Origin of the sequence: Kitasatospora sp. NPDC002965 (assembly GCF_040611255.1) — a bacterium.
Taxonomy (GTDB): domain Bacteria; phylum Actinomycetota; class Actinomycetes; order Streptomycetales; family Streptomycetaceae; genus Kitasatospora.
In genome coordinates, this window is the sequence record NZ_JBEXNT010000013.1 from 39,256 (window position 1) to 64,564 (window position 25,309).

General features: G+C 74.0%; 21 protein-coding genes and 1 tRNA gene. 5 read left to right on the forward strand and 17 right to left on the reverse strand.

Annotation, left to right across the window (positions count from 1 at the left end):
* Positions 1 to 4 precede the first annotated feature (4 nt).
* The 6 genes from ABZY91_RS08310 to rsmI all read right to left on the reverse strand — a co-directional run bounded on the left by ABZY91_RS08310 (position 5) and on the right by rsmI (position 6,521).
* A complete protein-coding gene (locus tag ABZY91_RS08310; protein WP_355400761.1) occupies positions 5 to 937 on the reverse strand; it encodes a 4-(cytidine 5'-diphospho)-2-C-methyl-D-erythritol kinase in 933 nt (310 codons plus the stop codon).
* 9 nt (positions 938 to 946) lie between these two features.
* Entirely contained in the window at positions 947 to 1,816 is an 870-nt protein-coding gene (gene rsmA / locus ABZY91_RS08315; protein ID WP_329883351.1) for a 16S rRNA (adenine(1518)-N(6)/adenine(1519)-N(6))-dimethyltransferase RsmA, read from the reverse strand.
* Between the two features lie 278 nt (positions 1,817 to 2,094).
* On the reverse strand, positions 2,095 to 2,973 hold the full coding sequence (locus ABZY91_RS08320; RefSeq protein WP_355400764.1) for a TatD family hydrolase: 879 nt from the start codon (positions 2,971 to 2,973) through the stop codon (positions 2,095 to 2,097).
* Between the two features lie 37 nt (positions 2,974 to 3,010).
* Positions 3,011 to 4,636, reverse strand: a complete 1,626-nt coding sequence (metG, locus tag ABZY91_RS08325; protein WP_329883349.1) for a methionine--tRNA ligase — start codon at positions 4,634 to 4,636, stop codon at positions 3,011 to 3,013.
* A gap of 188 nt (positions 4,637 to 4,824) precedes the next feature.
* Positions 4,825 to 5,292 carry a hypothetical protein gene (locus tag ABZY91_RS08330; RefSeq protein ID WP_355400766.1) on the reverse strand — a complete coding sequence of 156 codons (468 nt, stop codon included), beginning with the start codon at positions 5,290 to 5,292 and terminating at the stop codon, positions 4,825 to 4,827.
* A 362-nt stretch (positions 5,293 to 5,654) separates the two neighbouring features.
* Positions 5,655 to 6,521: a 16S rRNA (cytidine(1402)-2'-O)-methyltransferase gene (gene rsmI, locus ABZY91_RS08335; protein WP_329883347.1), complete on the reverse strand. Its 867-nt coding sequence runs from the start codon at positions 6,519 to 6,521 to the stop codon at positions 5,655 to 5,657.
* A gap of 163 nt (positions 6,522 to 6,684) precedes the next feature.
* Here rsmI and ABZY91_RS08340 point away from each other — a divergent pair, with 163 nt between their 5' ends.
* Together ABZY91_RS08340 and ABZY91_RS08345 are read left to right on the forward strand one after the other, a co-directional pair.
* On the forward strand, positions 6,685 to 8,565 hold the full coding sequence (locus ABZY91_RS08340; protein ID WP_355400767.1) for a phospholipid carrier-dependent glycosyltransferase: 1,881 nt from the start codon (positions 6,685 to 6,687) through the stop codon (positions 8,563 to 8,565).
* Positions 8,566 to 8,744: 179 nt separating this feature from the next.
* A complete protein-coding gene (locus ABZY91_RS08345) occupies positions 8,745 to 10,517 on the forward strand; it encodes a penicillin-binding transpeptidase domain-containing protein (protein WP_355400768.1) in 1,773 nt (590 codons plus the stop codon).
* Positions 10,518 to 10,611: 94 nt separating this feature from the next.
* Here the strand turns inward: ABZY91_RS08345 and ABZY91_RS08350 are convergent, their stop codons facing one another.
* The 5 genes from ABZY91_RS08350 to ABZY91_RS08370 form a co-directional block, all read right to left on the reverse strand.
* On the reverse strand, positions 10,612 to 12,021 hold the full coding sequence (locus tag ABZY91_RS08350) for a glycosyltransferase family 87 protein (protein ID WP_355400769.1): 1,410 nt from the start codon (positions 12,019 to 12,021) through the stop codon (positions 10,612 to 10,614).
* Between the two features lie 124 nt (positions 12,022 to 12,145).
* Complete coding sequence (locus ABZY91_RS08355) at positions 12,146 to 13,645, reverse strand: amino acid permease (protein WP_355400770.1); 1,500 nt, start codon at positions 13,643 to 13,645, stop codon at positions 12,146 to 12,148.
* Between the two features lie 285 nt (positions 13,646 to 13,930).
* The gene (locus ABZY91_RS08360) at positions 13,931 to 15,481 is read right to left on the reverse strand and encodes a penicillin-binding transpeptidase domain-containing protein (protein WP_355400772.1); all 1,551 of its coding nucleotides are present in this window, start codon (positions 15,479 to 15,481) and stop codon (positions 13,931 to 13,933) included.
* Complete coding sequence (locus ABZY91_RS08365) at positions 15,481 to 16,809, reverse strand: FtsW/RodA/SpoVE family cell cycle protein (RefSeq protein WP_329952997.1); 1,329 nt, start codon at positions 16,807 to 16,809, stop codon at positions 15,481 to 15,483. The genes ABZY91_RS08360 and ABZY91_RS08365 overlap by 1 nt, the downstream gene beginning before the upstream one ends.
* 199 nt (positions 16,810 to 17,008) lie before the next feature.
* Positions 17,009 to 17,521 carry a DUF1269 domain-containing protein gene (locus ABZY91_RS08370; protein ID WP_329883340.1) on the reverse strand — a complete coding sequence of 171 codons (513 nt, stop codon included), beginning with the start codon at positions 17,519 to 17,521 and terminating at the stop codon, positions 17,009 to 17,011.
* A 288-nt stretch (positions 17,522 to 17,809) separates the two neighbouring features.
* Between ABZY91_RS08370 and ABZY91_RS08375 the strand changes: the two genes are divergently transcribed.
* From ABZY91_RS08375 to ABZY91_RS08385, 3 genes are all read left to right on the forward strand, one after another.
* Positions 17,810 to 19,126, forward strand: coding sequence for a VWA domain-containing protein (locus ABZY91_RS08375; RefSeq protein WP_329883339.1), 1,317 nt, complete (start codon positions 17,810 to 17,812; stop codon positions 19,124 to 19,126).
* A gap of 2 nt (positions 19,127 to 19,128) precedes the next feature.
* On the forward strand, positions 19,129 to 20,013 hold the full coding sequence (locus tag ABZY91_RS08380; protein WP_355400775.1) for a peptidase: 885 nt from the start codon (positions 19,129 to 19,131) through the stop codon (positions 20,011 to 20,013).
* An 89-nt stretch (positions 20,014 to 20,102) separates the two neighbouring features.
* On the forward strand, positions 20,103 to 20,540 hold the full coding sequence (locus ABZY91_RS08385) for a universal stress protein (protein ID WP_355400777.1): 438 nt from the start codon (positions 20,103 to 20,105) through the stop codon (positions 20,538 to 20,540).
* Positions 20,541 to 20,763: 223 nt separating this feature from the next.
* On the opposite strand, the gene ABZY91_RS08390 is transcribed toward ABZY91_RS08385, so the two are convergent.
* The 6 genes from ABZY91_RS08390 to glp all read right to left on the reverse strand — a co-directional run bounded on the left by ABZY91_RS08390 (position 20,764) and on the right by glp (position 25,284).
* Positions 20,764 to 20,837 (reverse strand) — tRNA-Ala (locus tag ABZY91_RS08390).
* Between the two features lie 92 nt (positions 20,838 to 20,929).
* Positions 20,930 to 22,003, reverse strand: a complete 1,074-nt coding sequence (glpR, locus tag ABZY91_RS08395) for a gephyrin-like molybdotransferase receptor GlpR (protein ID WP_355400779.1) — start codon at positions 22,001 to 22,003, stop codon at positions 20,930 to 20,932.
* A gap of 151 nt (positions 22,004 to 22,154) precedes the next feature.
* Positions 22,155 to 22,781 (reverse strand): GNAT family protein, encoded by a 627-nt coding sequence (locus ABZY91_RS08400; RefSeq protein ID WP_329883371.1) that lies wholly within the window; start codon positions 22,779 to 22,781, stop codon positions 22,155 to 22,157.
* Complete coding sequence (locus ABZY91_RS08405; RefSeq protein WP_329883335.1) at positions 22,778 to 23,281, reverse strand: MogA/MoaB family molybdenum cofactor biosynthesis protein; 504 nt, start codon at positions 23,279 to 23,281, stop codon at positions 22,778 to 22,780. Before ABZY91_RS08405 ends, ABZY91_RS08400 begins: the two co-directional genes overlap by 4 nt.
* Positions 23,278 to 23,778 (reverse strand): cyclic pyranopterin monophosphate synthase MoaC, encoded by a 501-nt coding sequence (gene moaC, locus ABZY91_RS08410; protein ID WP_329952993.1) that lies wholly within the window; start codon positions 23,776 to 23,778, stop codon positions 23,278 to 23,280. Before moaC ends, ABZY91_RS08405 begins: the two co-directional genes overlap by 4 nt.
* 141 nt (positions 23,779 to 23,919) lie before the next feature.
* The gene (glp, locus tag ABZY91_RS08415) at positions 23,920 to 25,284 is read right to left on the reverse strand and encodes a gephyrin-like molybdotransferase Glp (protein WP_355400781.1); all 1,365 of its coding nucleotides are present in this window, start codon (positions 25,282 to 25,284) and stop codon (positions 23,920 to 23,922) included.
* Positions 25,285 to 25,309 lie beyond the last annotated feature (25 nt).

The window sequence follows — 25,309 nt, forward strand, 5'->3', positions numbered from 1 at the left end:
CGCCTCACCCGGCGAGGACCGCCGCCCCGGGCACCGGCCCGTGGGTGGCGTGCGCGGCCCGGCAGCTGCCGGAGGCGCGCAGCGCGGTGGCGACGGCCTCGGCCGCGTCGGCGTCCTTGGCCAGGAAGGCGCAGGTCGGTCCGGAACCGGAGACCAGGGCCCCGAGCGCGCCCGCCTCGGTGCCGGCCCGCAGGGTGTCGGCCAGGGCCGGCCGCAGGGAGAGCGCGGCGGGCTGGAGGTCGTTGGCGAGCGCCCCGGCGAGGGCGACGGCGTCACCGCCGGCGAGGGCGGCGAGCAGGGCCGGGTCGGCGTCGGGGGTGGGTACCTCGGTGGCGGCGGAGCCGGTGCCGGCCTCCTCGCGGAGGCGGTCGCACTCGCGGAAGACGGCGGGGGTGGAGAGGCCGCCGTCGGCGACCGCGAAGACCCAGTGGAAGGTCCCGGTGACGGGCAGCGCTTCGAGGAGCTCGCCGCGGCCGCGGCCCAGCGCGACGCCGCCGGCCAGGGCGAACGGCACGTCCGAGCCGAGCTCCGCCGCCAGGTCGAGCAGCACCTCCGCAGGCGTGTCCAGGCCCCACAGGGCGTCGCAGGCGACCAGCGCCGCCGCACCGTCGGCGCTGCCGCCGGCCATGCCGCCGGCCACCGGGATGGCCTTGGCGATGTGCAGGTGGACGTCGGGCTCGGCGAGGCCGTGGTGGGCGGCGAGCAGCCGGGCGGCGCGGGCGGCGAGGTTGTTCCCGTCCAGCGGGACGGCGTCGGCGTCCGGACCGGTGCAGCCGAGCGTGACGCCCTGCCCGGGCTCGCCCGGGGTCGCCGTCACCTCGTCGCCGAGGGCGACTGCGAAGAAGACGTTGGCCAGGTCGTGGAAGCCGTCGGCGCGCAGTCCGCCGACTCCCAGCTGGACGTTGACCTTGGCGGGGACTCGTACCGTGACGCTCACTGAGGGCCCTTACTCCGGTTTGTGTTCGGCGATCGCGGCGAACTGCTCCACCGTCAGCATCTCGCCGCGCAGCTTGTGGTCGATCCCGGCGCCGGCGAGTGCCTGCTCGGCGGCGGCGGGGGAGCCGGCCCAGCCGGCGAGTGCGGCGCGCAGGGTCTTGCGGCGCTGGGCGAACGCGGCGTCGACGACCGCGAACACCTCGTCCCGGGTGGCGGTGGTGACGGGGGGCTCGTGGCGGATCAGCGAGACGAGCCCGGAGTCGACGTTGGGCGCGGGCCAGAACACGTTCCGCCCGATGGCCCCGGACCGCTTCACGTCGGCGTACCAGTTGGCCTTGACGGACGGCACGCCGTACACCTTGTTGCCCGGCTTGGCGGCGAGCCGGTCGGCGACCTCGCTCTGCACCATCACCAGCGTCCGTTCGATGCTGGGGAAGGTGGCGAGCATGTGCAGCAGCACCGGCACGGCCACGTTGTACGGGAGGTTGGCGACCAGCGCGGTCGGCGCGGGGCCGGGCAGCTCGGTGACCACCATGGCGTCGCTGAGGACCAGGTCGAAGGCGTCGGCCTTGCCGGGCATCCGGGCGGCGACGGTGTCCGGCAGGTGCCGGGCGAGCACCGGGTCGATCTCGACCGCGGTGACGTGCCGGGCGGCCTCCAGCAGGGCCAGGGTCAGCGACCCGAGCCCGGGCCCGACCTCGACCACCGCGTCCTCGGCGGTCACCCCCGCGGCCCGGACGATCCGCCGCACGGTGTTGCCGTCGATGACGAAGTTCTGCCCGCGCTGCTTGGTCGGCTTGACGCCGAACGCTTCCGCCAGGGCCCGGATGTCCGCGGCGCCGAGCAGATGGCTGTCAGGGGTGGGGTCGGTGGTGCTCACGCGCCAAGGATACGGGCGCGGAGGGTGCTCAGAGTTCGACGACCGCCGCGAGGCCGATCTCCACGGGGTACGGCACCGGGGTCCGCAGCACGCCCTCGTGCTGCGCGACGGGCAGGTGGACGCCCCCTTCCCCGTCCCGGTGGAACTCGTGGACGCTCGGCAGGTTGTCGACGCCGAGGCTCCCTCACTGCACTCATGCTGGTCGGCCCGGGAGTGCCCCGGGACTGCCCAGGGAGTGCCGAACCGTTCCTCCGGAACCCGATGTTCGTTCGATCGGATCAGTACCCGAACGCCCGGGCCGTGTTCGCCGCGAGGGCCGTGGACAGCTCGTCCTCGTGCAGCCCCAGGGTGTCCGCCATCGACCGCACCGTGACCGGGATCAGGTACGGGGCGTTGGGGCGGCCGCGGTAGGGGTGCGGGGTGAGGAAGGGCGCGTCCGTCTCGACCAGGATCCGGTCGAGCGGGGTGGCGGCCAGCGCGTCGCGCAGCGGCTGGTTGGCCTTGAAGGTGACCGGTCCGGCGAACGACAGGTACCAGCCGTGCTCGGCGCAGACCTTGGCCATCCCGGCGTCGCCGGAGTAGCAGTGGAAGACGGTCCGCTCGGGGGCGCCCTCCGCCAGCAGGACGGCGATGACGTCCTCGTGCGCGTCCCGGTCGTGGATCACCAGGGCCTTGCCGTGGCGCTTGGCCATCTCGATGTGGCGGCGGAACGACTCCTTCTGGATCTCCACGCCCTCCGGCCCGGTACGGAAGTAGTCGAGGCCGGTCTCGCCGACCGCGACGACCTGCGGCAGCGCGGCGAGCGCGTCGATCTCGGCCAGCGCCTCGTCCAGGGCGGCGGCCCCTCCCGGGGCCCGCCGCTGACCGGACCAGCCGTCCGGGTCGCCGAGGAAGATCCGCGGCGCCTCGTTGGGGTGCAGCGCGACGGCCGCGTGCACCTGCTCGTACTGGGCCGCCAGCTCGGCGGCCCAGCGCGAGCCGGGCACGTCGCACCCGACCTGGACGACGGTGGTCACCCCGACCGAGGCGGCGCGCGCCAGGCCCTCGGCGGGGGTGCCCGACTGCATGTCCAGGTGGGTGTGCGAGTCGGCCACCGCCACCGCCAGCGGGGCCGGCAGCGGAGGCGGGGTCGACCGGTCGTCGTCCTTCTTCGGCATCAGTCGTCGTCCTTCTTCTCTGCCGCGAGGGCAGGCCTCAGGAGGCCGGCTTCTCTTCGAGCCGCGGGAACAGGATGTCGCCCTTGGTGACGGTCGAGCCGACGGGCAGCAGGCCCCATCGGGCGGCACCGACGACGTCCTGCTCCGCGAGCGCGCCCAGGCCCTCGGCCGCGCCCAGCGAGAGCCAGAGCTTCTCGGCGGTGGCCGGCATCACCGGGTTGAGCAGCACGGCGGTGGCGCGCAGGGACTCGGCGGCGGTGTAGAGGATGGTGGCCAGGCGGGCCCGGCCCTCGGCCGACTCGTCCTTGGCGACCTTCCAGGGCGCCTGCTCGGTGAGGTAGCCGTTGACCTGCTTGACGAACTCGAAGATCGCCGCGAGCCCGCCGGCGAAGTCCAGCTCCTCGCCGATCTTCCGGTCGGCGGTCCGCACCGCCGCCGCGAGGCCGTCCGCGACGGCCTGCTCGGCGTCGCCGTGGGCGGTCGCGGCCGGGAGCGCGCCGTCGTAGTACTTGCCGACCATCGCCGCCACCCGGGAGGCGAGGTTGCCGAAGTCGTTGGCCAGCTCGGAGGTGTACCGGGCGGCGAAGTCCTCCCAGGAGAACGAACCGTCGGTGCCGAACGGGATCGCCCGCAGGAAGTAGTAGCGGTACGCGTCGACGCCGAAGTGCGAGGTCAGGTCGGTCGGGGAGATGCCGGTCAGGTTGGACTTGGACATCTTCTCGCCGCCGACCATCAGCCAGCCGTTGGCGACGACCCGCTTGGGCAGCGGCAGCCCGGCGGCCATCAGCATCGCGGGCCAGATCACCGCGTGGAAGCGGAGGATGTCCTTGCCGACGAGGTGCACGGAGGCGGGCCACAGCTCGGCGAACCGCTCCGGGTCGGCGCCGTAGCCGGCCGCGGTGATGTAGTTCTGCAGCGCGTCGACCCACACGTAGAGGACGTGCTTCTCGTCCCAGGGCAGCGGGACGCCCCAGTTGAAGGTGGAGCGGGAGATGGAGAGGTCCTGCAGGCCCTGCTCGACGAAGCGCAGCACCTCGTTGCGGGCCGTCTCGGGGGCGATGAAGCCGGGGTTCTCCGCGTAGAACTCCAGCAGCTTCGGGCCGTACGCGGAGAGGCGGAAGAAGTAGTTCTCCTCCTCCAGCCACTCGACCGGCTTCTTGTGGATCGGGCAGAGCTTCTCGTCCTCGGTCGCACCGTCGAGCAGCTCGGCGGGGAGCTTGTACTCCTCGCAGCCGACGCAGTACGGGCCGGAGTAGCCGCCCTTGTAGATCTCGCCCTTGTCGTACAGGTCCTGGACGAACTCCTGCACCCGGGCGGTGTGCCGCTCCTGGGTGGTGCGGATGAAGTCGTCGTTGGCGATCTCCAGGTGCTGCCAGAGCGGCTTCCACGCCTCCTCGACCAGCTTGTCGCACCACTCCTGCGGGGTGACGCCGTTGGCCTCGGCGGTGCGCAGGATCTTCTGACCGTGCTCGTCGGTGCCGGTCAGGTACCACACCTTCTCGCCCCGCTGGCGGTGCCAGCGGGTGAGGACGTCGCCCGCCACGGTGGTGTACGCGTGGCCGAGATGGGGGCGATCGTTCACGTAGTAGATCGGGGTGGTGACGTAGTACGCGGAGGTGGTGCCCCCGGTGCTGCTGGTGCTGTGGTCTGCAGTGGCCGCCATGGTCGGAAAGCTTAGTCGGGTGCGCGGACCGCCCTCGACCGGTCGCTCGGCGAGGGGCCTCGCCGCAGCCTCGGGCAGGACCCGTCCGAGGGGCCGGACCGCCCGCGCGACCGCCCGGCCCTCCGGCCGTCCAACCCGAGAACCCTTCGGTCCCTTCGCTCCCCGCGGCCTCGCAGCCTCGCGGCCGATCAGCCCCGCAGCCGCGCCCAGAACCGCGACCAGGCTCCTCCCGCCGCGCCGGCACCCTCCGCCGCCCCGCGCGTCCGGACCGGCCGGGCGACGACCGGCCCGGCGGGCTCGGCGTGGTCGGGGTAGCCGGGGGCGTGCTGGCCGGTCCGCTCGGCGACGGCCACCCGGCCCTCGCGCATGATCCGCACGGTGTGGCCGCCACAGCCCGGGCAGGTCGGCTTGAGCAGCGGCGACGGCACCCGGACACCGTTGGCGTGGTACTCGAACACGACGTGCCCGTCACGGGCCACGTGGTGCTCGATGTCGTACGCCTGCTCCCACCCGTACCCGCAGCTCAGGCACGCGAAGGAGTAGGCCTCCCGGACGGTCTCGACGGGAGTGTGCGGCCGGCCGGTCGGGCCGGGGCTGCTCGGGCCGGGGTCGCTCAGGGCGTTGCCGCCGCGGGGGCTACCGATCGTCTCGCTCATAGCCGTCTCCCAGCGCCCGCCGGACGCTCGCCCGGCTGGGTCTTTCCATCCCAGGAAATGCCCGGAACCTCCCCGCCGATGCCCGTCTTGTGAAGACTTGGAGGCGGGTTGGGAATCCCTATACGAAAGGGTGGTTCCTGCCCGAAAACCTCGACCGAAACTTCAGCTGGGTGGGCGTTTACCGGGGCCTTCTCTCCAAGGTACGCGCCGGTCCGTCCACCGGCACCCCCGCGCCGGACGGCCGGGGTGGCCGGGTGGCCTGGGTCCGGCCCGCCAGGGCGCACCGCCCCGGCCCCGGCCAGGACCCCGGCTCGAACCCCGGCTCGAACCCCCGAACCAAGCCCCCGGTTCAGGCGCCCGGTTCAGGCCCCGGCCGCCGCCGCGTTCTTCGCCGCCACCACGGCGTCGAACACGTCCCGCTTGGGCAGCGCCAGCTCGGCCGCGACCGCCGCGATCGCCTCCTTGCGCCGCTCGCCGGCCTCCTCCCGGACGGCCACCAGCCGGGCCAGCTCGGCCGGGGTCAGCTCCTGCGGCGCGGCCGGCGGGGCGCCGGCCACCACCACGGTGATCTCCCCCCGCACGCCCTCGGCCGCCCAGGCCGCCAGCTCGCCGATCGGCCCGCGCTTGACCTCCTCGTAGGTCTTGGTCAGCTCGCGGCAGACGGCCGCGGGCCGGTCGGCCCCGAACGCCTCGGCCATCGCGGCCAGCGCCTCGGCGATCCGGTGCGGGGCCTCGAAGAAGACCATCGTGCGCGGCTCGGCGGCGACGGTGGCGAGCTGCCGGGCCCGGTCCCCGGTCTTGCGGGGCAGGAAGCCCTCGAAGGTGAAGCGGTCCACCGGCAGGCCGGACAGCGCCAGCGCGGTGAGCACGGCGGACGGCCCGGGCACGGCGGTGACCTTGATGTCGGCGGTGACCGCGGCGGCGACCAGCCGGTAGCCGGGGTCGGACACCGACGGCATCCCGGCGTCGGTGACCAGCAGCACGCGGGCGCCGCCGAGCAGCGCCTCGACCAGTTCGGGGGTGCGGCCGACCTCGTTGCCCTCGAAGTAGGAGACGACCCGCCCGGCCGTGGTCACCCCGAGCGCCTGGGTGAGCCGGCGCAACCGCCGGGTGTCCTCGGCGGCGATCACGTCCGCGGTGGCCAGCTCGGTGAGCAGCCGGGGAGGGGCGTCAGAGACGTCGCCGATGGGGGTGCCTGCGAGAACGAGTACTCCTGTCACGGACCCCATCCTTCCAGCAACCGGCGCCCGGGCGCTTTTGGTGACGATTCGGGCAGCTTCGGAGGGAGCCGTCCCACGCTCACGACACACCCCTACCATGTGGCTGGTGAATGGCGACACGGCGGCCCAGACGCCTACTGGTACAGACCACACCCCGCGAGGTGACGTCGGCGTGCCGGTCCTGACGGACCAGCCGTCGTCCGCCCTGCCGGGTCCGCGCGAGGCCGCCCCGGGGGACGACCCCGGCCCCGGCCCCGTCTCCGACCGTGTTCGGGGCCACGCCGAGGGCCCCGAGCCGTCGGCCGGCACCGGCACGAGCACCGTCGGCGACACCGCCGGCGACACCGGAGCCGACGGCGCCCGGGAACCGCGCCCGGCCTGGCTCCGCGGTCTCGCCCGGTTCGGCTACACCCCGGCGCTCAAGGCCTCGCAGGCCGAGCGCCTGGCGCCGCCGATGCCGGACGGCCGGGGCGTGACGCCGAAGCGGGTCCCCCCTTCGCCGCTCCTGCTCCGCCTGGGCATATCCCTGCCGGCGCCGCTCTGGTCCTGGCTCTGTCGCTGGGCGGGCTGGCTCGGCCCGCTCGCGGTGGCCCTGTTCGCCGGACTGCTCCGGTTCACCGGCCTCGGGCAGCCGAACGCGATCATCTTCGACGAGACGTACTACGCCAAGGACGCCTACGCGCTCTGGCACGGCGGCTACGAGATCAGCTGGCCGGAGGGCGCCAACGACAAGATCATGGCGGGCGCCGGGGTCCCGTACCAGTCGAACCCCTCGTACGTGGTGCATCCGCCGGTCGGCAAGTGGATCATCGGGGCCGGCGAGCAGCTGTTCGGGATGAACCCCTTCGGCTGGCGGTTCGCGGTGGCCCTGCTCGGCACCCTCTCGGTGCTGATGGTGGCCCGGATCGCCCGCCGGCTCTTCCGCTCCACCCTGCTGGGCTGCGTGGCCGGGCTGCTGCTCGCGGTGGACGGCCTGCACTTCGTGCTCAGCCGGTCCGCCCTGCTGGACCTGGTGGTGATGTTCTGGATCCTCGCCGCCTTCGGCTGCCTGCTGCTGGACCGCGACCGCACCAGGGCCCGGATCGCCGCCCGGATCGGCGACGGCCCGGACACGGGGCTCGCCCACCGGATCAACCTGGGCTGGCGCCCGTACCGGATCGCGGCCGGCGTCTGCGTGGGCCTGACCTGCGCGACCAAGTGGAGCGGCCTGTACGTGGCGGCGGCCTTCGGCCTGCTGACGGTGCTGTGGGACGTGGGCTCGCGCCGGCTGGCCGGCGCGAGCCGCCCGTACCTGTGGACGCTGGTGCGCGACGCGGTGCCCGCCTTCGTCTCGATCGTGGGCACCTCGGTGGTCGTCTACATCACCTCCTGGTGGGGCTGGTTCGCCAGCAGCACCGTCCCCAACCAGGGCGGCTACGGGCGGGACTGGGCGGTCGGCCGGTCCACCGACTTCCCCTGGATCCCGGAGGGCCTGCGCGCGCTCTGGCACTACCACTCGACGGTCTACGACTTCCACACCCACCTGAGCGACCCGCACACCTACCAGTCGAACCCGTGGAGCTGGCTGGTGGTGGGCCGGCCGGTCTCGTTCTTCTACGAGTCGCCGAAGCAGGGCCAGGCCGGGTGCACGGTCAGCGAGTGCGCCCGCGAGGTGCTGGGCATCGGCACCCCGCTGCTCTGGTGGACCGGCGCCGTCGCCCTGGTCTACTGCCTCTGGCGCTGGGCGGTCCGCCGCGACTGGCGGGCCGGCGCCGTGCTCTGCGGCCTGGCGGCCGGCTACCTCCCCTGGTTCGTCTACCAGCAGCGGACCATCTTCCTGTTCTACGCGGTCTGCTTCGTGCCGTTCCTGGTGCTCGCGGTGACCATGCTGATCGGTGCGATGATCGGGCCCGCGGGAGCCTCCCGGGACCGCCGGATCATCGGCTCGGCCGGTGCCGGTCTGCTCGTCCTGCTGATCATGTGGAACTTTCTCTTCTTCTACCCCCTGTATACGGGCGAGACGATTCCGATGGACGACTGGCGACAGCGGATGTGGTTCAACAGCTGGATCTGACGGACCCCGGGCGCGGGGCGGGGAGGGTACCGGAGCGGTGTGCGACACGTACCAGATCCGTCACAAGACCCGGGCGTTTCGTCGGCGCACGGAGTTCGGCTGCCTAGGCTGGGCACCGAACGCGCATCCGGCCACCTCCGGCTGCGGCCCGATCGCCCGACCCTTGGGGGAGCAGCACCATGCGCAGTGGCGCGAAGACCGGCATCATCACCGGCGTGGCCGTCGCCATGCTGGCGGCGGGCGGCTACGGGGCGTACAGCCTCGTCGGCGGCTCGGGCGACTCGGACGAGGCACCCGCCAAGAAGCCGCGCACGGTGGTCGCCGAGCCCCCGAGCGCCGAGCAGGCGGCGGCCGGCGCCAAGGACTTCCTGGCGGCCTGGGCGGCGGGCGACCTCGCCAAGGCGGCCTCGCTGACCGACGACCCGGCGACCGCGACCACGGCGCTGACCGCCTTCCGGGACCAGGTGAAGCCGAGCGGGCTGACCCTCGCGCCGGCCGGCCCGGCCACCCCGGCGGCCTTCGCCTCGGCGACCGGCACCCCCTCTCCGGCGAAGCCGTCGGCCCCCGCCGCCTCCGGCACGGCCGCGCCGACCGCCGCCGCCACCGACACGCCGTCGGCGGCGGCGACGCCCGGGCCGACCGGCGTGCTGATGGGCTTCAAGGCCCGCGCCGAGTTCGAGGGCACCAACCGGGTCTGGGACTACAACGGCTTCCTCAACGTCGTGAAGATGAGCGACGACACCCCGGCCGTGCACTGGGCGCCGACGGTCCTGCACCCGCACCTGGCCCCCGGCGAGGTGATCGCCACCCAGCCGGTCCTCGCCCCGCCCGGCAACGTCGTGGACCGCAACAACAAGGCGCTGAACAGCCCCTCGATCACCGCGTCGCTGGTCACCGAGGCGCAGACGAAGGTCCAGAAGCTCCTCGCGGAGCAGAACAAGGACCAGAGCGACGCGGGCAGCGGCGTGGTGATCACCAACCCCGCCGACCCGAACAGCGCCGTGGACCGGCTGTTCACCATCGTCGAGCCCAAGCCCGCCAAGCCGTTCAAGCTGACCGTCGACGCCACCCTGCAGGCGGCGGCCGAGAAGGCGATGACCGACCTCGGGGGCAAGAAGGGCTCGATCATCGCCATCGAGCCGAGCACCGGCCAGATCCTGGCCTTCGCCAACGCGCCCGTGACCGGTCAGAACCGGGCCTTCCAGGGTCAGCTCGCCCCGGGTTCCACGATGAAGATCGTCACCTCGGCCGCGCTGCTGGAGGCCGGGGTCAACCCGGACACCGTGGTGGCCTGCCCGGCGAAGAGCAGCAACCCGCAGGCGATCCCGAACTCGTTCAAGGAGGTGTACCCGAACAACACCCTCCAGCAGGACTTCATGATCTCCTGCAACACCGCCTTCATCGACCAGGGCCTGGCCAGCCTCAAGCCGGGTGCGCTGACCACCACCGCCAAGGACGTCTTCGGCCTCGGCCTGAACTGGCAGACCGGCCTGCGCAGCAGTGACGCCCAGGTGCCGGACGCCGGCACCAACAAGGACGAGCAGGCCATGCAGTCGATCGGCCAGGGCAAGGTCCAGATGAACCCGCTGGCCATCGCCTCGGTGGCCGCCACCGTGCAGAGCGGCACGTTCAAGCAGCCGATCCTGGTCGCCGAGCTGCCGCAGCAGAAGGCCGCCCGCGACCTCTCCCCCGACGCCGCCGCGAAGCTGAAGGCCATGATGGCGGCCACCGCCAAGGACGGCACCGCCAAGGACGTGATGGCCGGGATCTCGGACAACGCCGGTGCCAAGACCGGCTCCGCCGAGGCGACCGGCATCACCACCACCAACAGCTGGTTCACCGCCTTCCGGGGCAACATCGCCGTCGCCGCCGAGGTCGAGGGCGGCGGTCACGGTGTGGACGCGGCCGGACCGGCCGTCGCCTCCGTCATCAAGGCGGCCGGCAACCGCTGAGCCGCGCACCGCAGCCGCTCCGCACCCGCCCTCCCCGGACCCGCCCGTCCCGCCCGCGCCCCGGAGGCCCGACCGGCCCCGGGGCTCCGGCGTCTCAGCGCCCCGGGAGAGCGGGTTCCGGCCGGGCCAGCAGGCAGCCGACCGGGCGGGGTGGCCGGGCGGTCCACCGCCGGGCCGCCAGCCGGGGCCAGATCATGAGCACCACCGGCAGCGCCAGGTACCCGAACCGTCCGGCCGGGGCCAGCATGAACGCGATCGCCAGCCCGGCGGCCAGCAGGTCGGCGGCGGCGATCGCGGAGACCGGCGGGCGGGCCAGCAGCCAGATCGCCACACCGAGCCCGCCCACCGTCAGCAGGACCAGCGAGGCGGTGTGCCCGGTCGGCCCGAACCCGGCCAGCACCTTGCCGGGCAGCGGGCTGCCCGCCGGTGTCTGGATCGCGGTCAGCCCGAGCGGGAACCGCACCACCTGCTCGCGCAGCGCGTCCGCCCGGACCAGCGCGATCGGGGCCATGACGACCAGGCCGGCGCCGAGGGCGGTGAGCCCGGCCTTGCCGGCCGGCCGCCGCCCGTAGAGCCGCCAGAGCAGCAGGACGGCCACCGGCAGCGCCGGCCAGACGGTCCACTTGAGGGTGCCGGCGAGCGCCAGCACCAGTCCGGCGGGGACGGTGCGGTCACGCTCGGCCAGGGCCATGGCCAGGCAACAGAGCCCGATCAACGGCAGGTCCACGCCGCCGCCGACCAGCGCGAGGGCGATCAGCGGCGAGGCGGTGAGCACGGTCAGCGGCAGCAGCGGCGCACGGTCCCGGGACGGCCGCAGCAGCCGCCAGCCCGCCACCAGGCAGGCCACGAAGGCCAGCGCGAACCAGATCCGGGCGTCCCCGGCCAGCCGCGCCACCGCGTTGCCGTCGCCGAGCAGCGCGCGCGGCACCCCGAACACCGCCATCCCCGGCAGGTACGGGTTGTAGTCGGTGACCGTCACCGGGTCCGACAGGTACGGGCTGCCGGTGGTGAACAGCAGGTGCGCCGAGCGTTCGACCACCATCACCTCGGACTGGTGGCGGCCCTGGAGGGCGAGCACGGCCAGCGGCACCAGGACGGCGCCGAGCAGGGCGACCGCGGCTGCGCTCCGGGCGGCGACGCGGCGCGGGAGGGCCAGGCAGAACAGCCCGGCGAGGAGGTAGGAGGGGGCGGCGACGGCGCCCCAGAGCCTCTGGTTGGGCAGGTCGGAGACGACCGGGAAGGCGGCGGCCCAGCCGGCCGCGACCAGACAGCCGAGCAGTTGGACGCCCCGGTGCCCGGCGAGCCGGGCCGGATTCAGCCGATCGAGCGGGACCGGCGGACCGCCCTCGCCGCGCTGGTGGGGGAACGGACGATGGGGCGGACGGCCCCGCAGCCGGGCGGGTCTGGCCGGGGGGACGTCGGGGCCGGGCGGGTCCGGGGTCCCGCCCCGACCGGTGAAGCGGCCGCGCGGGCGGGAGTAGCCGGGCGTGCGGGTGCTCACCATGGTGGAAGGTTAGGGCCGGGGGCTGCGCCCTGTCGCCATGTCTGCGCCGCGAGTATCCCCAGGTACGAACGGGGCCGTCCGGGGGACGGAACCCCCGGACGGCCCGGTTCTCTGCTCAAGGGACTCAGCCGGCGTTCGTGTCGGTCGGCTGCCCCGGGCCGGCCGGCCGCCCGGCCCGCTCCAGCTTGGAGTGCTTGATGCTGTAGCCGAAGTACACGACGACCGCGACGACCAAGGCGATCGCACCGGCCCGGAAGGTGTCGGCGTGCAGGCCGGTGATCAGGTAGACGCAGAAGCCGATGCTGATCAGCGGGACGACCGGGTAGCCGGGCACCCGGAAACCGCGCGGCAGGTCGGGCTGGGTGCGGCGCAGGATGATCACGCCGATCGAGACCACCGAGAAGGCGATCAGGGTGCCGAGGCTGGTGATGTCGGCCAGGACGTTGAGCGGGATGAAGGCGGCCAGCGCACCGACGCCGATACCGACCACGATGGTGTTCCAGACCGGGGTGCCGGTCCGCGGCGAGAGCCGGGCGAAGCGCCCGGGGAGCATCCCGTCGCGGCCCATCGAGTACAGGATGCGGGTCTGGCCGTAGATCACCACGAGGGTGATCGAGAAGATCGAGATGATCGCGCCGAACGCGAAGACCATCGCGGGCCAGCTCTGGCCGGTGATGTCCTGGAGGATCTGGGCGAGGCCGGCCTCCTGGCCGTCGAACTTCTCCCAGGGCTGGGCGCCGATGCCGGCGACGGCCACCAGGATGTACAGGACGGTGACCACGACCAGCGAGATGATGATCGCCATCGGCAGGGTGCGGCGCGGGTTCTTGACCTCCTCACCGGCGGTGGACACGGCGTCCAGCCCGATGAAGGAGAAGAAGATGCTGGAGGCCGCGACCTGCACGCCGCCGATGCCCAGCGGCATGAACGGGGTCAGGTTGCCGGAGTGGAAGCCGGTCAGCGCGACGCCGATGAAGAGCAGCAGGATGAGGATCTTGATGCCCACCATGGCCGCGTTGACCTTCACCGACTCGCTGACGCCGCGGATCAGCAGGAAGCACACCATGGCGACCAGCAGCAGCGCGGGCAGGTTGAACCAGTGCCCGTCCCCGGGCGCGCCGGAGAGCGCCTCCGGGATCTGGAACCCGAAGGCCAGGTCGAAGAACTTGTTCAGGTACTCGGCCCAGCTGACCGCGATCGCGGAGGCCGAGACCCCGTACTCCATCAGCAGGCAGATGCCGACGCCGAACGCGACGCCCTCGCCGAGGGTGGCGTAGGCGTACGAGTAGGAGGACCCGGAGACCGGGATGGCGGAGGCCATCTCGGCGTAGCAGAGCGCGGTGAGGCCGGCGGTGACGGCGGCGATCACGAAGGAGAGGATCACGGCCGGGCCGGCCGAGGGCACCGCCGTGCTGAGCACGAAGAAGATGCCGGTGCCGATGGTGGCGCCGATGCCGATGGCGGACAGCTGCCAGAGCCCGATCGAGCGTCGCAGGTGGATGCCGGAGCGTCCGCCCTCCTCGGGCGCACCGGCGGGCGGGCCGTCGCGGCCTTCGCTCTCGGCGATCAGGGTGGAGACGGGCTTGCGCCTCATGAGGCGCGCGCCGAGGGTGTTGCTGGCCAAAACGAGGGTCCTTCTAGGCGAGGGAGGGTGTCCCAGGGAGGGTGTCCTAGCGGCCGGTCACTCGACGCGCCATGGGGTGCCATCGGGGACCAACCGAACAAAGATGGGACAGGACCGCGCGAAAGCACCAGTGTCGCAAACGAACAGTCCCGCGGCGCGCATTGTACGAACCGTCGTATCCGCATACACAAACCGGACACTTCGCAAACGGCGGATCTGCCATCGAGCAGATAAAGCAGCAGGTCAACCCGGTGGACGCGGGGCCGACACGGGGAGGTGAGGGCCTCATCCGGCGAGCACCGCCTGCATCACCGCGCGGGCGACCGGCGCCGCGAGCCCGCCACCCGTGACGTCCGTGGCGTCACTGTCCGCGATCACCACGGCGACCGCCACCGGCGGTACCCCGCCGGAACCGGCCGGCTTGGCCCAGGAGACGAACCAGGCGTACGGCGTCCCGCTGTTGTCCGGCCCGTGCTGGGCGGTGCCGGTCTTGCCGCCGACCACCGCGCCGTCGATCCGGGCGTTCCGTCCGGTGCCGTTCTCCACCACGTCCGTCATCAGCCGCTGCACCTGCCCGGCCGTTCCCGGGCTCATCGCCTGCCGGTACACGGACGGCTTCATCAGCTGGACGGCGGTGCCGTCGCTCCTCGTCAGCCTGTCGACGAGCTGGGGAGTCATCACGGTGCCGTTGTTGGCCACCCCCGCGGCGACCATCGCCATCACCAGCGGGGTGGCGGCGGTGTCGAACTGGCCGATCGAGGAGAGCGCCAGCTGCGACGCGTTCATCCGGGTGTCGAAGTTCGAGCGGGCCGCCCGCACCGGGGTGTCCAGCCCGGCGTCGTTGAAGCCGAAGGCCTCCGCCATCGCCGTCATCCGCTCCAGGCCGACCTGCACACCGAGGTGGCCCAGCACGCTGTTGCAGCTGCGGACCATCGCCGCGTCCAGCGACTGCCCGGGCTCGTCGCAGGCCCGGGTGTCGTTGACCAGCGGCGTGGTGGTGCCCGGCATGACGTACGGGAAGGGCGCGTCGGTGGGCGCGTCGATGTCGGTGACCACGCCGCTCTCCAGCGCCGCGGCCGCGGTCACCACCTTGAACGTCGAGCCGGGCGGGTAGGTCTGCCGCAGCGCCCGGTTGAGCATCGGCTGGTCGGCGTCGGCCTGCAGCCGGTTCCAGGCCTCCTGGTCGTCGGCCGAGGTGCCCGCGAAGCTCCCCGGGTCGTACGACGGCGTGGAGGCCAGCGCCAGGATCCGCCCGGTGGCGGGCTCGATCGCGGCGACCGCTCCCTTCTGCCGGCCCAGCCCCCGCATCGCGGCCTGCTGGGCGGCCCGGTCGACGGTGGTGTGGACGTCCCCGCCCGGGTTCTGCCGGCGCGCCACCGCGTCCCAGACCGCCCAGCTCGCCAGCCGGAGGTCGGTGCCGGAGAGCAGCTCGTCCTCGGTGCCCTCCAGCTGGGTGTTGCCGTAGGTCTGCGAGGAGTAGCCGGTGACCGCCGCGTACAGCGGACCGTCGGTGTAGGTGCGCTTGTAGTCGTAGCGCCCGCCGGTGGGCTCGGAACCGGTGACGGTGTCGGCGCCGACGCGGATGTCGCCGCGCGGCTGGGAGTAGCGCTCGATGGTGAGCCGCTGGTTGGCGCTGTTGTGGTTCAGTTCCCCGGCCCGGAACACCTGCACCCTGGTGGCCTGGGCGCAGAGCACCACGATCAGCAGCAGGCAGAACGTGCCGGCCCGGCGGCCGGTGACGGAGATCCCCGGCAGGCCCTGCGGCCCGGCCCCCGGCCGGCCTCCCCCCGGCCGGTCGCCGGCGGGCCCCCCGCCGCCGGCGCGGTCGCGCGCCATCAGGCCTCCCCGGGGGCGGGCCGCCGGGCGATGTCGCTCATCCGCACCAGCAGCGCGACGATGATCCAGTTGGTGACGACCGAGGAGCCGCCCTGGGCGACGAACGGCAGGGTCATCCCGGTCAGCGGGATCAGGTCGAGCACCCCGCCCGCCACCACGAACACCTGGAGGCCGACGATCGCCGCCAGCCCGATCGCCAGCAGCCGCCCGAACGGGTCCCGCAGCGCGATCCCGGTCCGGAACCCGCGCGAGACCAGCAGCGCGTAGAGCAGGAAGAGCGCGACCAGCCCGGTCAGCCCGAGTTCCTCGCCGATGGTCGCGAGGATGAAGTCGGACTTGGCGGCGAAGCCGATCAGCGCCGAGTGGCCGTTGCCCAGCCCGGCACCGAGCTCCCCGCCCCAGGCGAAGGCGAACAGCGACTGGGCGATCTGGTTGGCCCCCCGCCCGGCGGCGATCGATCCGAGCGGGTCCAGCCAGTCGTTGACCCGGCTGTGCACGTGGGGCGAGAGCAGGCCCACCCCGACCGCGGCGATCCCCGCCAGGAAGAGCCCGATGGCGATCCAGCCGGTCCGCGCGGTCGCCACGTACAGCATCACCACGAACAGGCCGAAGAAGAGCAGCGAGGTGCCGAGGTCGGTCTCCAGCACCAGCACGCCGACGAACGCCGCCCAGATCACCAGGACCGGCGCGAGCACCCGTCCGCGCGGTAACTGGAACCGCCAGACCCGCCGCCCGGTGAGCGCCAGCGCGTCCCGGTGCACCGCCAGGTAGGCGGCGAAGAAGACCGCCAGCAGGATCTTCGCGAACTCGCCCGGCTGGAAGGAGAGCGGCCCCAGGGTGATCCAGATCCGCGAGCCGTACACCGGGGGGAAGAAGATCGGCAGCACCAGCAGGACGAGCGCCGCCAGCGCCCCGATGTACGCGTAGCGCTGAAGCCGCTTGTGGTCCCGCAGCAGGAACAGCACCAGGATGAACAGGCCCACGCCGAGCGTGGACCAGAGCAGCTGGGTGGGCGCCGCGTCACCCGGGGTGGAGCGGTCCAGCCGGTAGATGACGACCAGTCCGATGCCGTTCAGCAGCACCCCGATCGGCAGCGGGAGCGGATCCGCGTACGGCGCCTTCCAGCGGACCGCGGCGTGCGCCAGCAGGGCGAGCACGCCGAGCGCGGCCCCGTACTCGCCCGCGTCGGCGGGCACCGTGCCGTCGATGTTGAGGCCGACTTCGGCGTACCCGAGGACGGCGGTCAGCACCGCGGCCAGGACCAGCGCGAGTTCGGTGTTGCGCCGGGTCCGCACCGTCCGGCGCGGCCGGCGGGCGGTTGTCGTCACGGCGGAGGGTGTCGCCACGGACCGTCCTGGGTGTCGATCTGCGGGAGTTCCTGCTGCGGGTCGGCCCGGCGCGGGACGCCCGGGTCCCGGGCTCCGGACCGCCGGGAGGTGACGATCGGGGCGGACGGGCGGCGGGCCCGTCCGCCCCGACGTGAGCGGCTGGTCAGGTGGGGGCCGGCCGGCCCCGTGCGCCGAGGGCTCAGGCGGGAGCCGGTGCGGCGTTCGCCCGGGCGGCCTCGACGGTCGCCTTCAGCTCGGCCTCGGCGGCCGACGAGAGCGAGGTCTGGATGATCTTCCCGCCGTACTGGGCCAGCTCGGGCACGACCTTGTCCGCGGTCGCCTTGCGGACCAGCAGGAACACCGCGGCGGTGCCCGGCTGGAGGTGCTCGCCGACCTGGCGCATGAAGTCGTCGTCCACCCCGATGTCGGTGGAGGCCCCGACCGCGGCACCGGCCGCGCCGCCGACGGCCGCGCCGAGGAACGGCATGAAGAACAGCAGACCGATCACCCCGCCCCAGAGCGCGCCCGACGCGGCGCCCGCCCCGGTGGTGCTCACCTGCTGGTGCAGCTTGATCCTGCCGTCCTCGCGGCGCTCGACGACGACCGCGTCCTCCAGCTCGATCAGCTTCTGCGTCTGCAGCCCGACCGCCGCGTTGCGCACCGCCTTGGCGGTGGCCAGATCCGGATAGGCGATCGCGAAGAGGTTGCTCACGTGCGGGTCCTTCCCTCAGTCGGACGTTCCGGCCGGGCCCGGGCGCCGGTGCGGCGGCCCCCGCGGCCCGCTCGTCACCCTAACGAGCGCTATCCATATTTATCGGTTCATCCGTCCGGTGTGTCCCGGATTGCCCGCCAGGCCCGCCCGGTATCCGTGCGACCGGCGCACGGCCGGGCGCCCCCGCCCCGATCCCCCACCGGCGCCCACGAGTTCGCGCCGGTGTCCGGCGGTTCGCGCACCGGACCGTGTTGGCCACGGGGAACTGATGATCCCTAGGATCGACGGGTGACTACCGGACGACGACCGAAGGCCAGGCTCGGCAGCCTGCTGGCCGCCCTGGCGATAACGGGCGGGGCGCTGCTCAGCGGCCTGCCCGCCCATGCCGACGAACCATCAGCCGGCTCCGCCGGCAAGGAAGCACCCCGGGTCGACCTCGTCCTGGATGTCAGCGGCTCCATGCGGGAAGCCGACATCCAGGGCAAGAGCCGCATCGCGGTGGCCCAGCAGTCGCTGAACGAGGTGATCGACGCCCTGCCCGCCGAAACCGACTTCGGCATCCGCACCCTCGGCGCCAACTACCCCGGCAACGACAAGGCGCAGGGCTGCCTGGACACCAAGCAGCTCTTCCCCGTCGGCAAGACCAACAAGACCGAGGCCAAGACGGCCGTCGCCACCCTGCGGCCCACCGGCTGGACCCCGATCGGCCTGGCCCTGCGCGGCGCGGCCGAGGACCTCGGCAAGGGCGAGACCACCCGCCGGGTGGTGCTGATCACCGACGGCGAGGACTCCTGCGCCCCGCCCGACCCGTGCGACGTCGCCCGCGAACTCGCCGCCCAGGGCATCCACCTGGTGATCGACACGCTCGGCCTGGCCCACGACGACAAGACCCGTCAGCAGCTGCTCTGCATCGCCAACGCCACCGGCGGCACCTACACCGACGTACGCACCCAGGAGCAGCTCACCGAGAAGGTGAAGCAGCTCGTCGACCGCTCCAACGACACCTACACGGTGGCCCCGGTGAAGACCACCGGCACCGACAAGTGCGAGTCGGCGCCGGTCCTCGCCCCCGGCGTCTACAGCGACCGCGAGAAGTTCTCCGAGCACCGCACCTACCGCGTCCCGGTCAAGGCCGGCCAGGAGCTGCGCGCCTCCGTCAGCGTCGCCCTGGACCGCCCGGTGGCCCGCGACTACGGGGTCCTGCTCCAGGCCACCAGCACCACCGGCCAGGAGCTGGTCCGCGGCACCGACGCCGGAAGCGGCCGGACCGACGTGATCTCCACCGGCCTGCGCTGGTCCACCGACGACTCCAAGGGCTACGCCACCGCGACCCCGTCCGCCTCGGCGAGCGGCAAGCCGGAGACCACCGTCTGCCTGGTGATCTCCAACTCGCTGGCCGCGCAGCCCGGCATCGCGGCCGACCCCGGCCTGCCGCTGGAGCTGACGGTCGACCTGACCGCCGCCTCGCCCTCCCCGGACGGCCCGGCGATGGGCCTCGGCCGCGGCTGGATCCTGCTGCTCGTGCTCACCCTGGCCGGCCTGCTGACCGGCCTGCTGTTCGGTTGGATCGCCCGCTGGCGGATCGCTGTCTGGCAGGAGAACTGACCATGACCCACTCGACGATCCGCGCCTCCCTGCGCGGCGCGGTGGCCGCGCTGGCCCTGCTCCCCGCACTCACCCTCGCGGCCCCGGCCGCCTCCGCCGCCTCGCCCTCCCCGAGCGCGAGCGACACCCCGGCCCCGGCCAACAAGGCCGGCACCTCCTTCCTGACCGCCGTCAACCTGGCCCCCGGCCAGGACGCCGCCGTCGCCGCCTCTACCGGCGACTACCTGTACTGGGCGTTCGGCGCCTCCGAGGGCCAGACCCCGACGGTCGGCCTGTCGGTCACCCTGCCCCCGTCCGCGGACCGGCACGGCCCGCAGACCTGGAGCGTCGAGGTGTTCGACGGGCTGCGCCGCCGCCAGTCCTGCACCGCCGGCACCCAGGTCTCGACCGCCGAGCAGGCCACCGCCTCGCTCGCGCTGAGCTGCACCCTGCGCGAGGTCCGCTCCTGGGCCGAGCCCTGGTCCGGCGACCCGCTGCCCGGCACCTACTACGTGCGGCTCTCGGTCGCCGACGCCCCGCAGCCCGACCTCGGCCTGGCCGCCTCGGTCAAGCTGCACGTGGCGGCCAAGGGCGACGCCGACAACGCCCAGCCCGAGGGCGGCGAGCTCAAGGCCCCGCTGGTCCCGCCGGCCGGCGGCGGCGCCGCGACCGTCAAGGCGGCGGCGCCCGAGGAGCCCGAGGACCACTGGTACACCGGCTGGTTCTCCGGCTGGAACAGCCGCTGGTTCTGGACCCTGGCCGGCGGCATCCTCGCCGCTCTGGCCGGTGTCGCCGGCTACACCCTCACCCGGCACCCGCGCGGCCGTCGCCCGGCCCGCTACGGCTCGGTGCCGCCGCAGTCCGGCGCACCGCAGCCGGGCCCGTACGCCGGCTCCGGCCAGCCCTGACCGACCCCGCCCCGAGGGCCGGCCGAGCACCCGCTCGGCCGGCCCTCGGCCGTCTCGCCGTCCCCTCCGGGCCGTCCTACGCTCGGACCATGACCCCGCGACCGGACGGCAGGATCGTGGTCGGCGTGGACGGCTCCCGGCTCTCCCTCGCCGCCGTCCGCTGGGCCGCCCGGCTGGCGGGCTTCACCGGCGGCCCGCTGGAGGCGGTCACCGTCTGGGAGTTCCCCCTGCGGCAGGACGAGCACGGTCTGGTCCCGCCCGCGCTGGACGGGTTCGAGTCCGAGCGCCGCGCCGCCCGGATCCTCGACGAGTCCCTGTCCGCCGCCCTCTCCCCCACCGCCCCGGCCGTCCTGCGCCACCTCAAGGCCGGCCCGCCGGGCCCCGCCCTGACCGCCGCCGCCGAGGGCGCCGCCGTGCTCGTCCTCGGCAGCCGCGGCCGCACCGCCCCGCCCGGCGCCCCGCTCGGCACCACCAGCCACTACTGCGTCCACCACGCGCGCTGCACCGTGGTCGTCGTGAAGGAGTGACCGCCGGCGAGCCGTGCCGCGCGGCGGTCGTCCGCAGCGGTGCGCCCGCCGGGCCGGGCACCGGCGTCCCGCCCGGCCCCGGGGTGACCGGCACTCAGCAGGCCGGGTCCGGCGTCACCCTGACCGCACGACCGGGGCCGGCGCCGCCCGCACAACGCGAAATCCCGCCCGGTGGAGTCCACCGGGCGGGATTTCGTGAACCGGTCGGAACCGGTCCGTTGGGTGGAGCTGAGGGGATTCGAACCCCTGACCCCCTCGATGCGAACGAGGTGCGCTACCGGACTGCGCCACAGCCCCAACGAGAAGAAACTCTAGCACCTTTCGGAGGGGGCTCGTGACCACCCCCGGGCGGCGTCCCAGGTCGGGGGTGCCGCGGCACCCCCGACCGGTCACTCGTTGGCCGCGCGGGGCCGGGCCTCCGCGGCGGAGGGCTCGGCGTACTGGTCGAAGAGCGGGGTGTTGCGGGCCTCGGCCGGACGGCCGGCGGTCCAGGTGCCGGGCGCCGACAGGTCGAGACCACGGCTGACCCGGGGGGCCACCGGCGCGGTCACGTAGGTCGGCAGCGGGACGGGCACCGGCTCCCAGGAGTCCGGGCCGGCCGCGCCGCGCTCGCGCATGCCGTCGACCCACTCCTCGTGCTCGGTCGCCTCCGCGACGGCCGAGGCCGAACCGGGGGCGGCGGTCGCCCGGGCGGCGTCGGCGTCGGTGGCCAGCCGCAGGTGCGGACGGCCGCGTCCGGTCCGCGGCGCGGGCTCCGGCTCGGCCACCGGGGCCGGGGCCTCGGCGGCGACGCGGGCGGCCTCGGCGCGCTGCTTCTCGCGCTTGCGCAGCCGCTCGGCGGCCTGGGCCGCGCGGACCCGGTCCAGCTTCACGGCGTACCGCTGGCGCTCCAGTCGGCGCAGGTGCCCGATGTAGAGGGTGAGCAGGGCCGCCGGGACCGCGGGGACCCAGAGGAAGGCCAGTCCGGCCACCGCCGCGACCACCGCGCCGACGGCGAAGACCAGGAAGAGGACGGTGACCATCCGGCGACGCCGGGCCAGCAACCGGGCCCGCCGCTCGGGGCCGCCGGCCGTACCCGCGGACCGCCCCTCGGTGCGCTCCGCCGGGCGGGGCGCCGGCTCGTCCGCCGATCCGCCCCCGGCCGGAGAACCGGTGGAGGGATCGTCGGCGAGGTCGCCGGCGAGGCCACCGGAGGGCTCGTCGGAGGGGTCGCCGACCGCGGCCTCGTCCCGTTCGGGAGGGCCGTCGTCGCTGCTCTGCTCGTCGTCACGCGGTTCGTCGCTCAGGGCCCGGGACGCCCGCCGCTCCAGCGCCGAACGCCCGGCCAGCAGGCGGATGGCGGTGCTGAAGCGTTCCGTCGGGCGCGCCTCGTTGAGCTCGTCCTGCCTGCGGAGCCACATCGGCACCAGATAGGCGGCCCAGGCCCCTACGATGACGGCGTAGATAAGGCCGCTACTGCTCACGTTTCACACCGTACGGGCGCGGGGGAAGGGCCGGTAGCAATTTGGCACGGCGTGTCGTGTGATCAAGCTGATTCTCCGACTATTTTGCCGGCATTTGTGCCCGTCCGTCGCCACGCCGATGCCATATCGATATTTCTTTTCGAACATACATTCAATTTCTCGGCCGACGCACCGAACTGAGGGCCCGCCAGCGGTCCAGCATCCCCTCCGGCACCTCGTCGGCGGTGAGCGCGAACACCAGGTGGTCCCGCCAGTCGCCGTCGATGTGCAGATAGCGCGGCCGCATTCCCTCCGAGCGGAAGCCCAGCTTTTCCACCACCCGCCGGCTCGGGGTGTTCTCCGGCCGGATGCAGACCTCGATCCGGTGCAGGCCGAGGGTGCGGAAGCAGTGGTCCACCGAGAGCGCGACCGCGGCCGGCATGATGCCCCGCCCCGCCACCGCCTCGTCGATCCAGTAGCCGACGTTGGCCGAGCACATCGAGCCCCAGGTGATCCCGCCGACGGTCAGCTGACCGACCAGCCGGCCCTTGTGGAGGACGACGAAGGGCAGCATCCGGCCGGCCGAGGCCTCGCTGCGCAGGTAACGGACCATCTGCCGGTAGGTCGGGCGACGGCCGGCGCCGTGGGCCGCCGGGCCCGGGGGCACCGTCGCCTCCCAGCGCCGCAGCCAGTCCCGGTTGCGCCGGCTGACCTCCTGCCAGTCGCCCTGGTCGCGGGCCCTGATCGGGCGCAGCGCGACGTCCCCCTCGTGGAGCTCTACCGGCCAGCCGGCGTTCAGTGCGCTCTCCCGGAAGCTGGTGCGTCGGGCCGGGGGTGGTCGCCGCCGCCGAGCTGGTCGACGGCGTGTGCGAGCAGCGGCTCCAGGACGGCCAGGCCGTCCTTGACGCCGCCGGTCGAGCCCGGCAGGTTGACGATCAGGGTACGTCCGGCGAGGCCGGCCAGCCCGCGGGAGAGCGCCGCGGTCGGCACCTTCTCCCGCCCGTGCGCCCGGATCGCCTCGGGGATGCCGGGGATCTCGCGGTCGAGGACGCGGGCCGTCATCTCGGGGGTGAGGTCCGTCGGGGAGATGCCGGTGCCGCCGGTGGTCAGCACCACGTCGTACCCGGCCGCGACGGCCTCGCGCAGGACGGCCTCGACCGGTTCGCCGTCCGGGACGACCCGGGGGCCGTCGACGGTGAAGCCCGCCCCGCGCAGACCGGCGACCAGCAGCGGGCCGCCCTTGTCCTCGTACACGCCGGCCGAGGCTCGGTTGGAGACGGTGACGGCGAGCGCCCTCACGCGGACACCTCGGGGGTGCTCCAGTCGCCGCTCTTGCCGCCGGTCTTGCCGAGCACGCGGACGGACTCGATGGCCGCGCCCTTGTCGACGGCCTTGACCATGTCGATCACGGTCAGCCCGGCCACCGCCACGGCGGTCAGCGCCTCCATCTCGACACCGGTCCGGTCGGTGGTCCGCACGGTGGCGGTGATCTCGACCGCGTCGTCGGCGACGGAGAGTTCCACCGTGACGCCGGAGAGGGCGATCGGGTGGCAGAGCGGGATCAGTTCGGGGGTCTTCTTGGCGCCCATGATCCCGGCGATCCGGGCGACGGCCAGCGCGTCGCCCTTGGGGACGCCCTCGCCGCGGAGCAGTTCGACCACCCGGGGAGCGACCCGGACCCGGCCGGCCGCGACGGCGGTGCGCGCGGTGACGGCCTTCTCGGAGATGTCGACCATCCGGGCCGCGCCCTGTTCGTCGACATGGGTGAGGCGGTCGCCGGGGGGTGAGGTGGTCACGGGTGGCTCCAGGGGGCGCGCAGGTCGAATACCGCGCTACCGTACTCCTCGCCCCGGCCGGGGCGTGGGACGGGCCGCGCCGGTGAGACGGCCCGCCGCGGTGGGATCCGGGCCGGCCCGCGGTACGACCGGCCCCGGGGTTCAGCCGCCGAGCAGGACCACGTCCACCGCGCTGCCGGCCGGCAGTTCGGTGACGTCCTCGGGGACGGTGATCAGGCAGTCCGCCCTCGCCAGCGCGCCGACCAGGTGCGATCCCTCGCCGCCGACCGGCTCCACCACGCCGTCGGCCGCGGAGTACCGGCCGCGCAGGAACTGCCGCCGTCCGGCGGGCGAGCGCAGCGCCACCGGGCAGTGGGCCCGGACGACCGGACGGTTGACGTCGTCGGCGCCGAGCATGGTCCGGATCGCCGGACGGACGAACAGCTCGAAGGAGATGTACGCGCTGACCGGGTTGCCGGGCAGCGCCATCAGCGGCACTCCGGCCCCGGGGCCGATCCGGCCGAAGCCCTGCGGCTTGCCGGGCTGCATCCGCAGCCGCCGGAAGTCCACCCCGCCGTACTCGGCGAAGACCTCCTTGACCACGTCGTACGCGCCGACGCTGACGCCGCCGCTGGTGACGATCAGGTCGGCCCGGCCGAGCTGGTCCTCCAGGACGGCGCGCAGCCGGGCCGCGTCGTCGGGGACGCCGCCGACCCGGTAGGCGATCGCGCCGGCGTCGCGGGCGGCGGCGGTGAGGGTGAAGCTGTTGGAGTCCGCGATCTGCCCGGGGCCGACCGGGTCGCCGGGCTGGACCAGCTCGCTGCCGGTGGACAGCACCACGACCCGCGGGCGGGGGCGGACGGTGACGGTGGGCCGGCCGACCGCGGCGAGCAGGCCGAGCTGGGCGGGGCCGAGCCGGGTACCGGCGGTCAGGACCCGGGTGCCGGCGGCGATGTCGCTGCCGCGGCGGCGGATGTGGGCGCCCTCGGTGACCGGGCGCAGCACCCGCACCTCCTCGCCCTCGACCGGCGCGGCCATCGAGTCGGCGGCGCGGCCGGTGCCGGTGCCGCCGTCGGTCCACTCGACCGGGGCGACGGCCTGGGCGCCGGGCGGCACGGGGGCGCCGGTCATGATCCGGGCGGCCTGGCCGGGGCCGACCTTGGGGAGTGCGTCGGCGCCGGCGGCGATGTCGCCGACCACGGCGAGCACCGAGGGGTACTCGGTGGTCGCGCCGGCGGTGTCGGCGGTGCGGAGGGCGTAGCCGTCCATCGAGCTGTTGTCGAAGGACGGCAGGTCACCCTCGGCGACCACGTCCTCGGCCAGCCGGCAGCCCTGCGCGTCGAGCAGTTGGAGCTCGATGGCGGGCAGCGGGCCGACGGCGGCCAGGACGTCGGCGAGGTGCTCGTCGACCGTCCAGAGGGCGGCCGGACCGGACGGGCCGGACGCCGGGCGGGCGCCCGGTGCCGGGTCCGCGGAGCCGTCGCAGCAGGCTGCGGGGGTGGTACCGCTCTCCGTGGACCCGGTCATCGGCGCGCTCGCTCTCGGTCGGTGT

Coding starts and splice junctions, on each gene's coding strand:
- metG (WP_329883349.1), bottom strand. CDS start 4,636: ATGGCGGCCACTGCAGACCACAGCACCAGCAGCACCGGGGGCACCACC.
- ABZY91_RS08345 (WP_355400768.1), top strand. CDS start 8,745: ATGCGCAGTGGCGCGAAGACCGGCATCATCACCGGCGTGGCCGTCGCC.
- ABZY91_RS08320 (WP_355400764.1), bottom strand. CDS start 2,973: ATGCCGAAGAAGGACGACGACCGGTCGACCCCGCCTCCGCTGCCGGCC.
- rsmI (WP_329883347.1), bottom strand. CDS start 6,521: ATGGGGTCCGTGACAGGAGTACTCGTTCTCGCAGGCACCCCCATCGGC.
- ABZY91_RS08385 (WP_355400777.1), top strand. CDS start 20,103: ATGACCCCGCGACCGGACGGCAGGATCGTGGTCGGCGTGGACGGCTCC.
- ABZY91_RS08380 (WP_355400775.1), top strand. CDS start 19,129: ATGACCCACTCGACGATCCGCGCCTCCCTGCGCGGCGCGGTGGCCGCG.
- ABZY91_RS08360 (WP_355400772.1), bottom strand. CDS start 15,481: ATGGCGCGCGACCGCGCCGGCGGCGGGGGGCCCGCCGGCGACCGGCCG.
- glp (WP_355400781.1), bottom strand. CDS start 25,284: ATGACCGGGTCCACGGAGAGCGGTACCACCCCCGCAGCCTGCTGCGAC.
- ABZY91_RS08330 (WP_355400766.1), bottom strand. CDS start 5,292: ATGAGCGAGACGATCGGTAGCCCCCGCGGCGGCAACGCCCTGAGCGAC.
- ABZY91_RS08350 (WP_355400769.1), bottom strand. CDS start 12,021: ATGGTGAGCACCCGCACGCCCGGCTACTCCCGCCCGCGCGGCCGCTTC.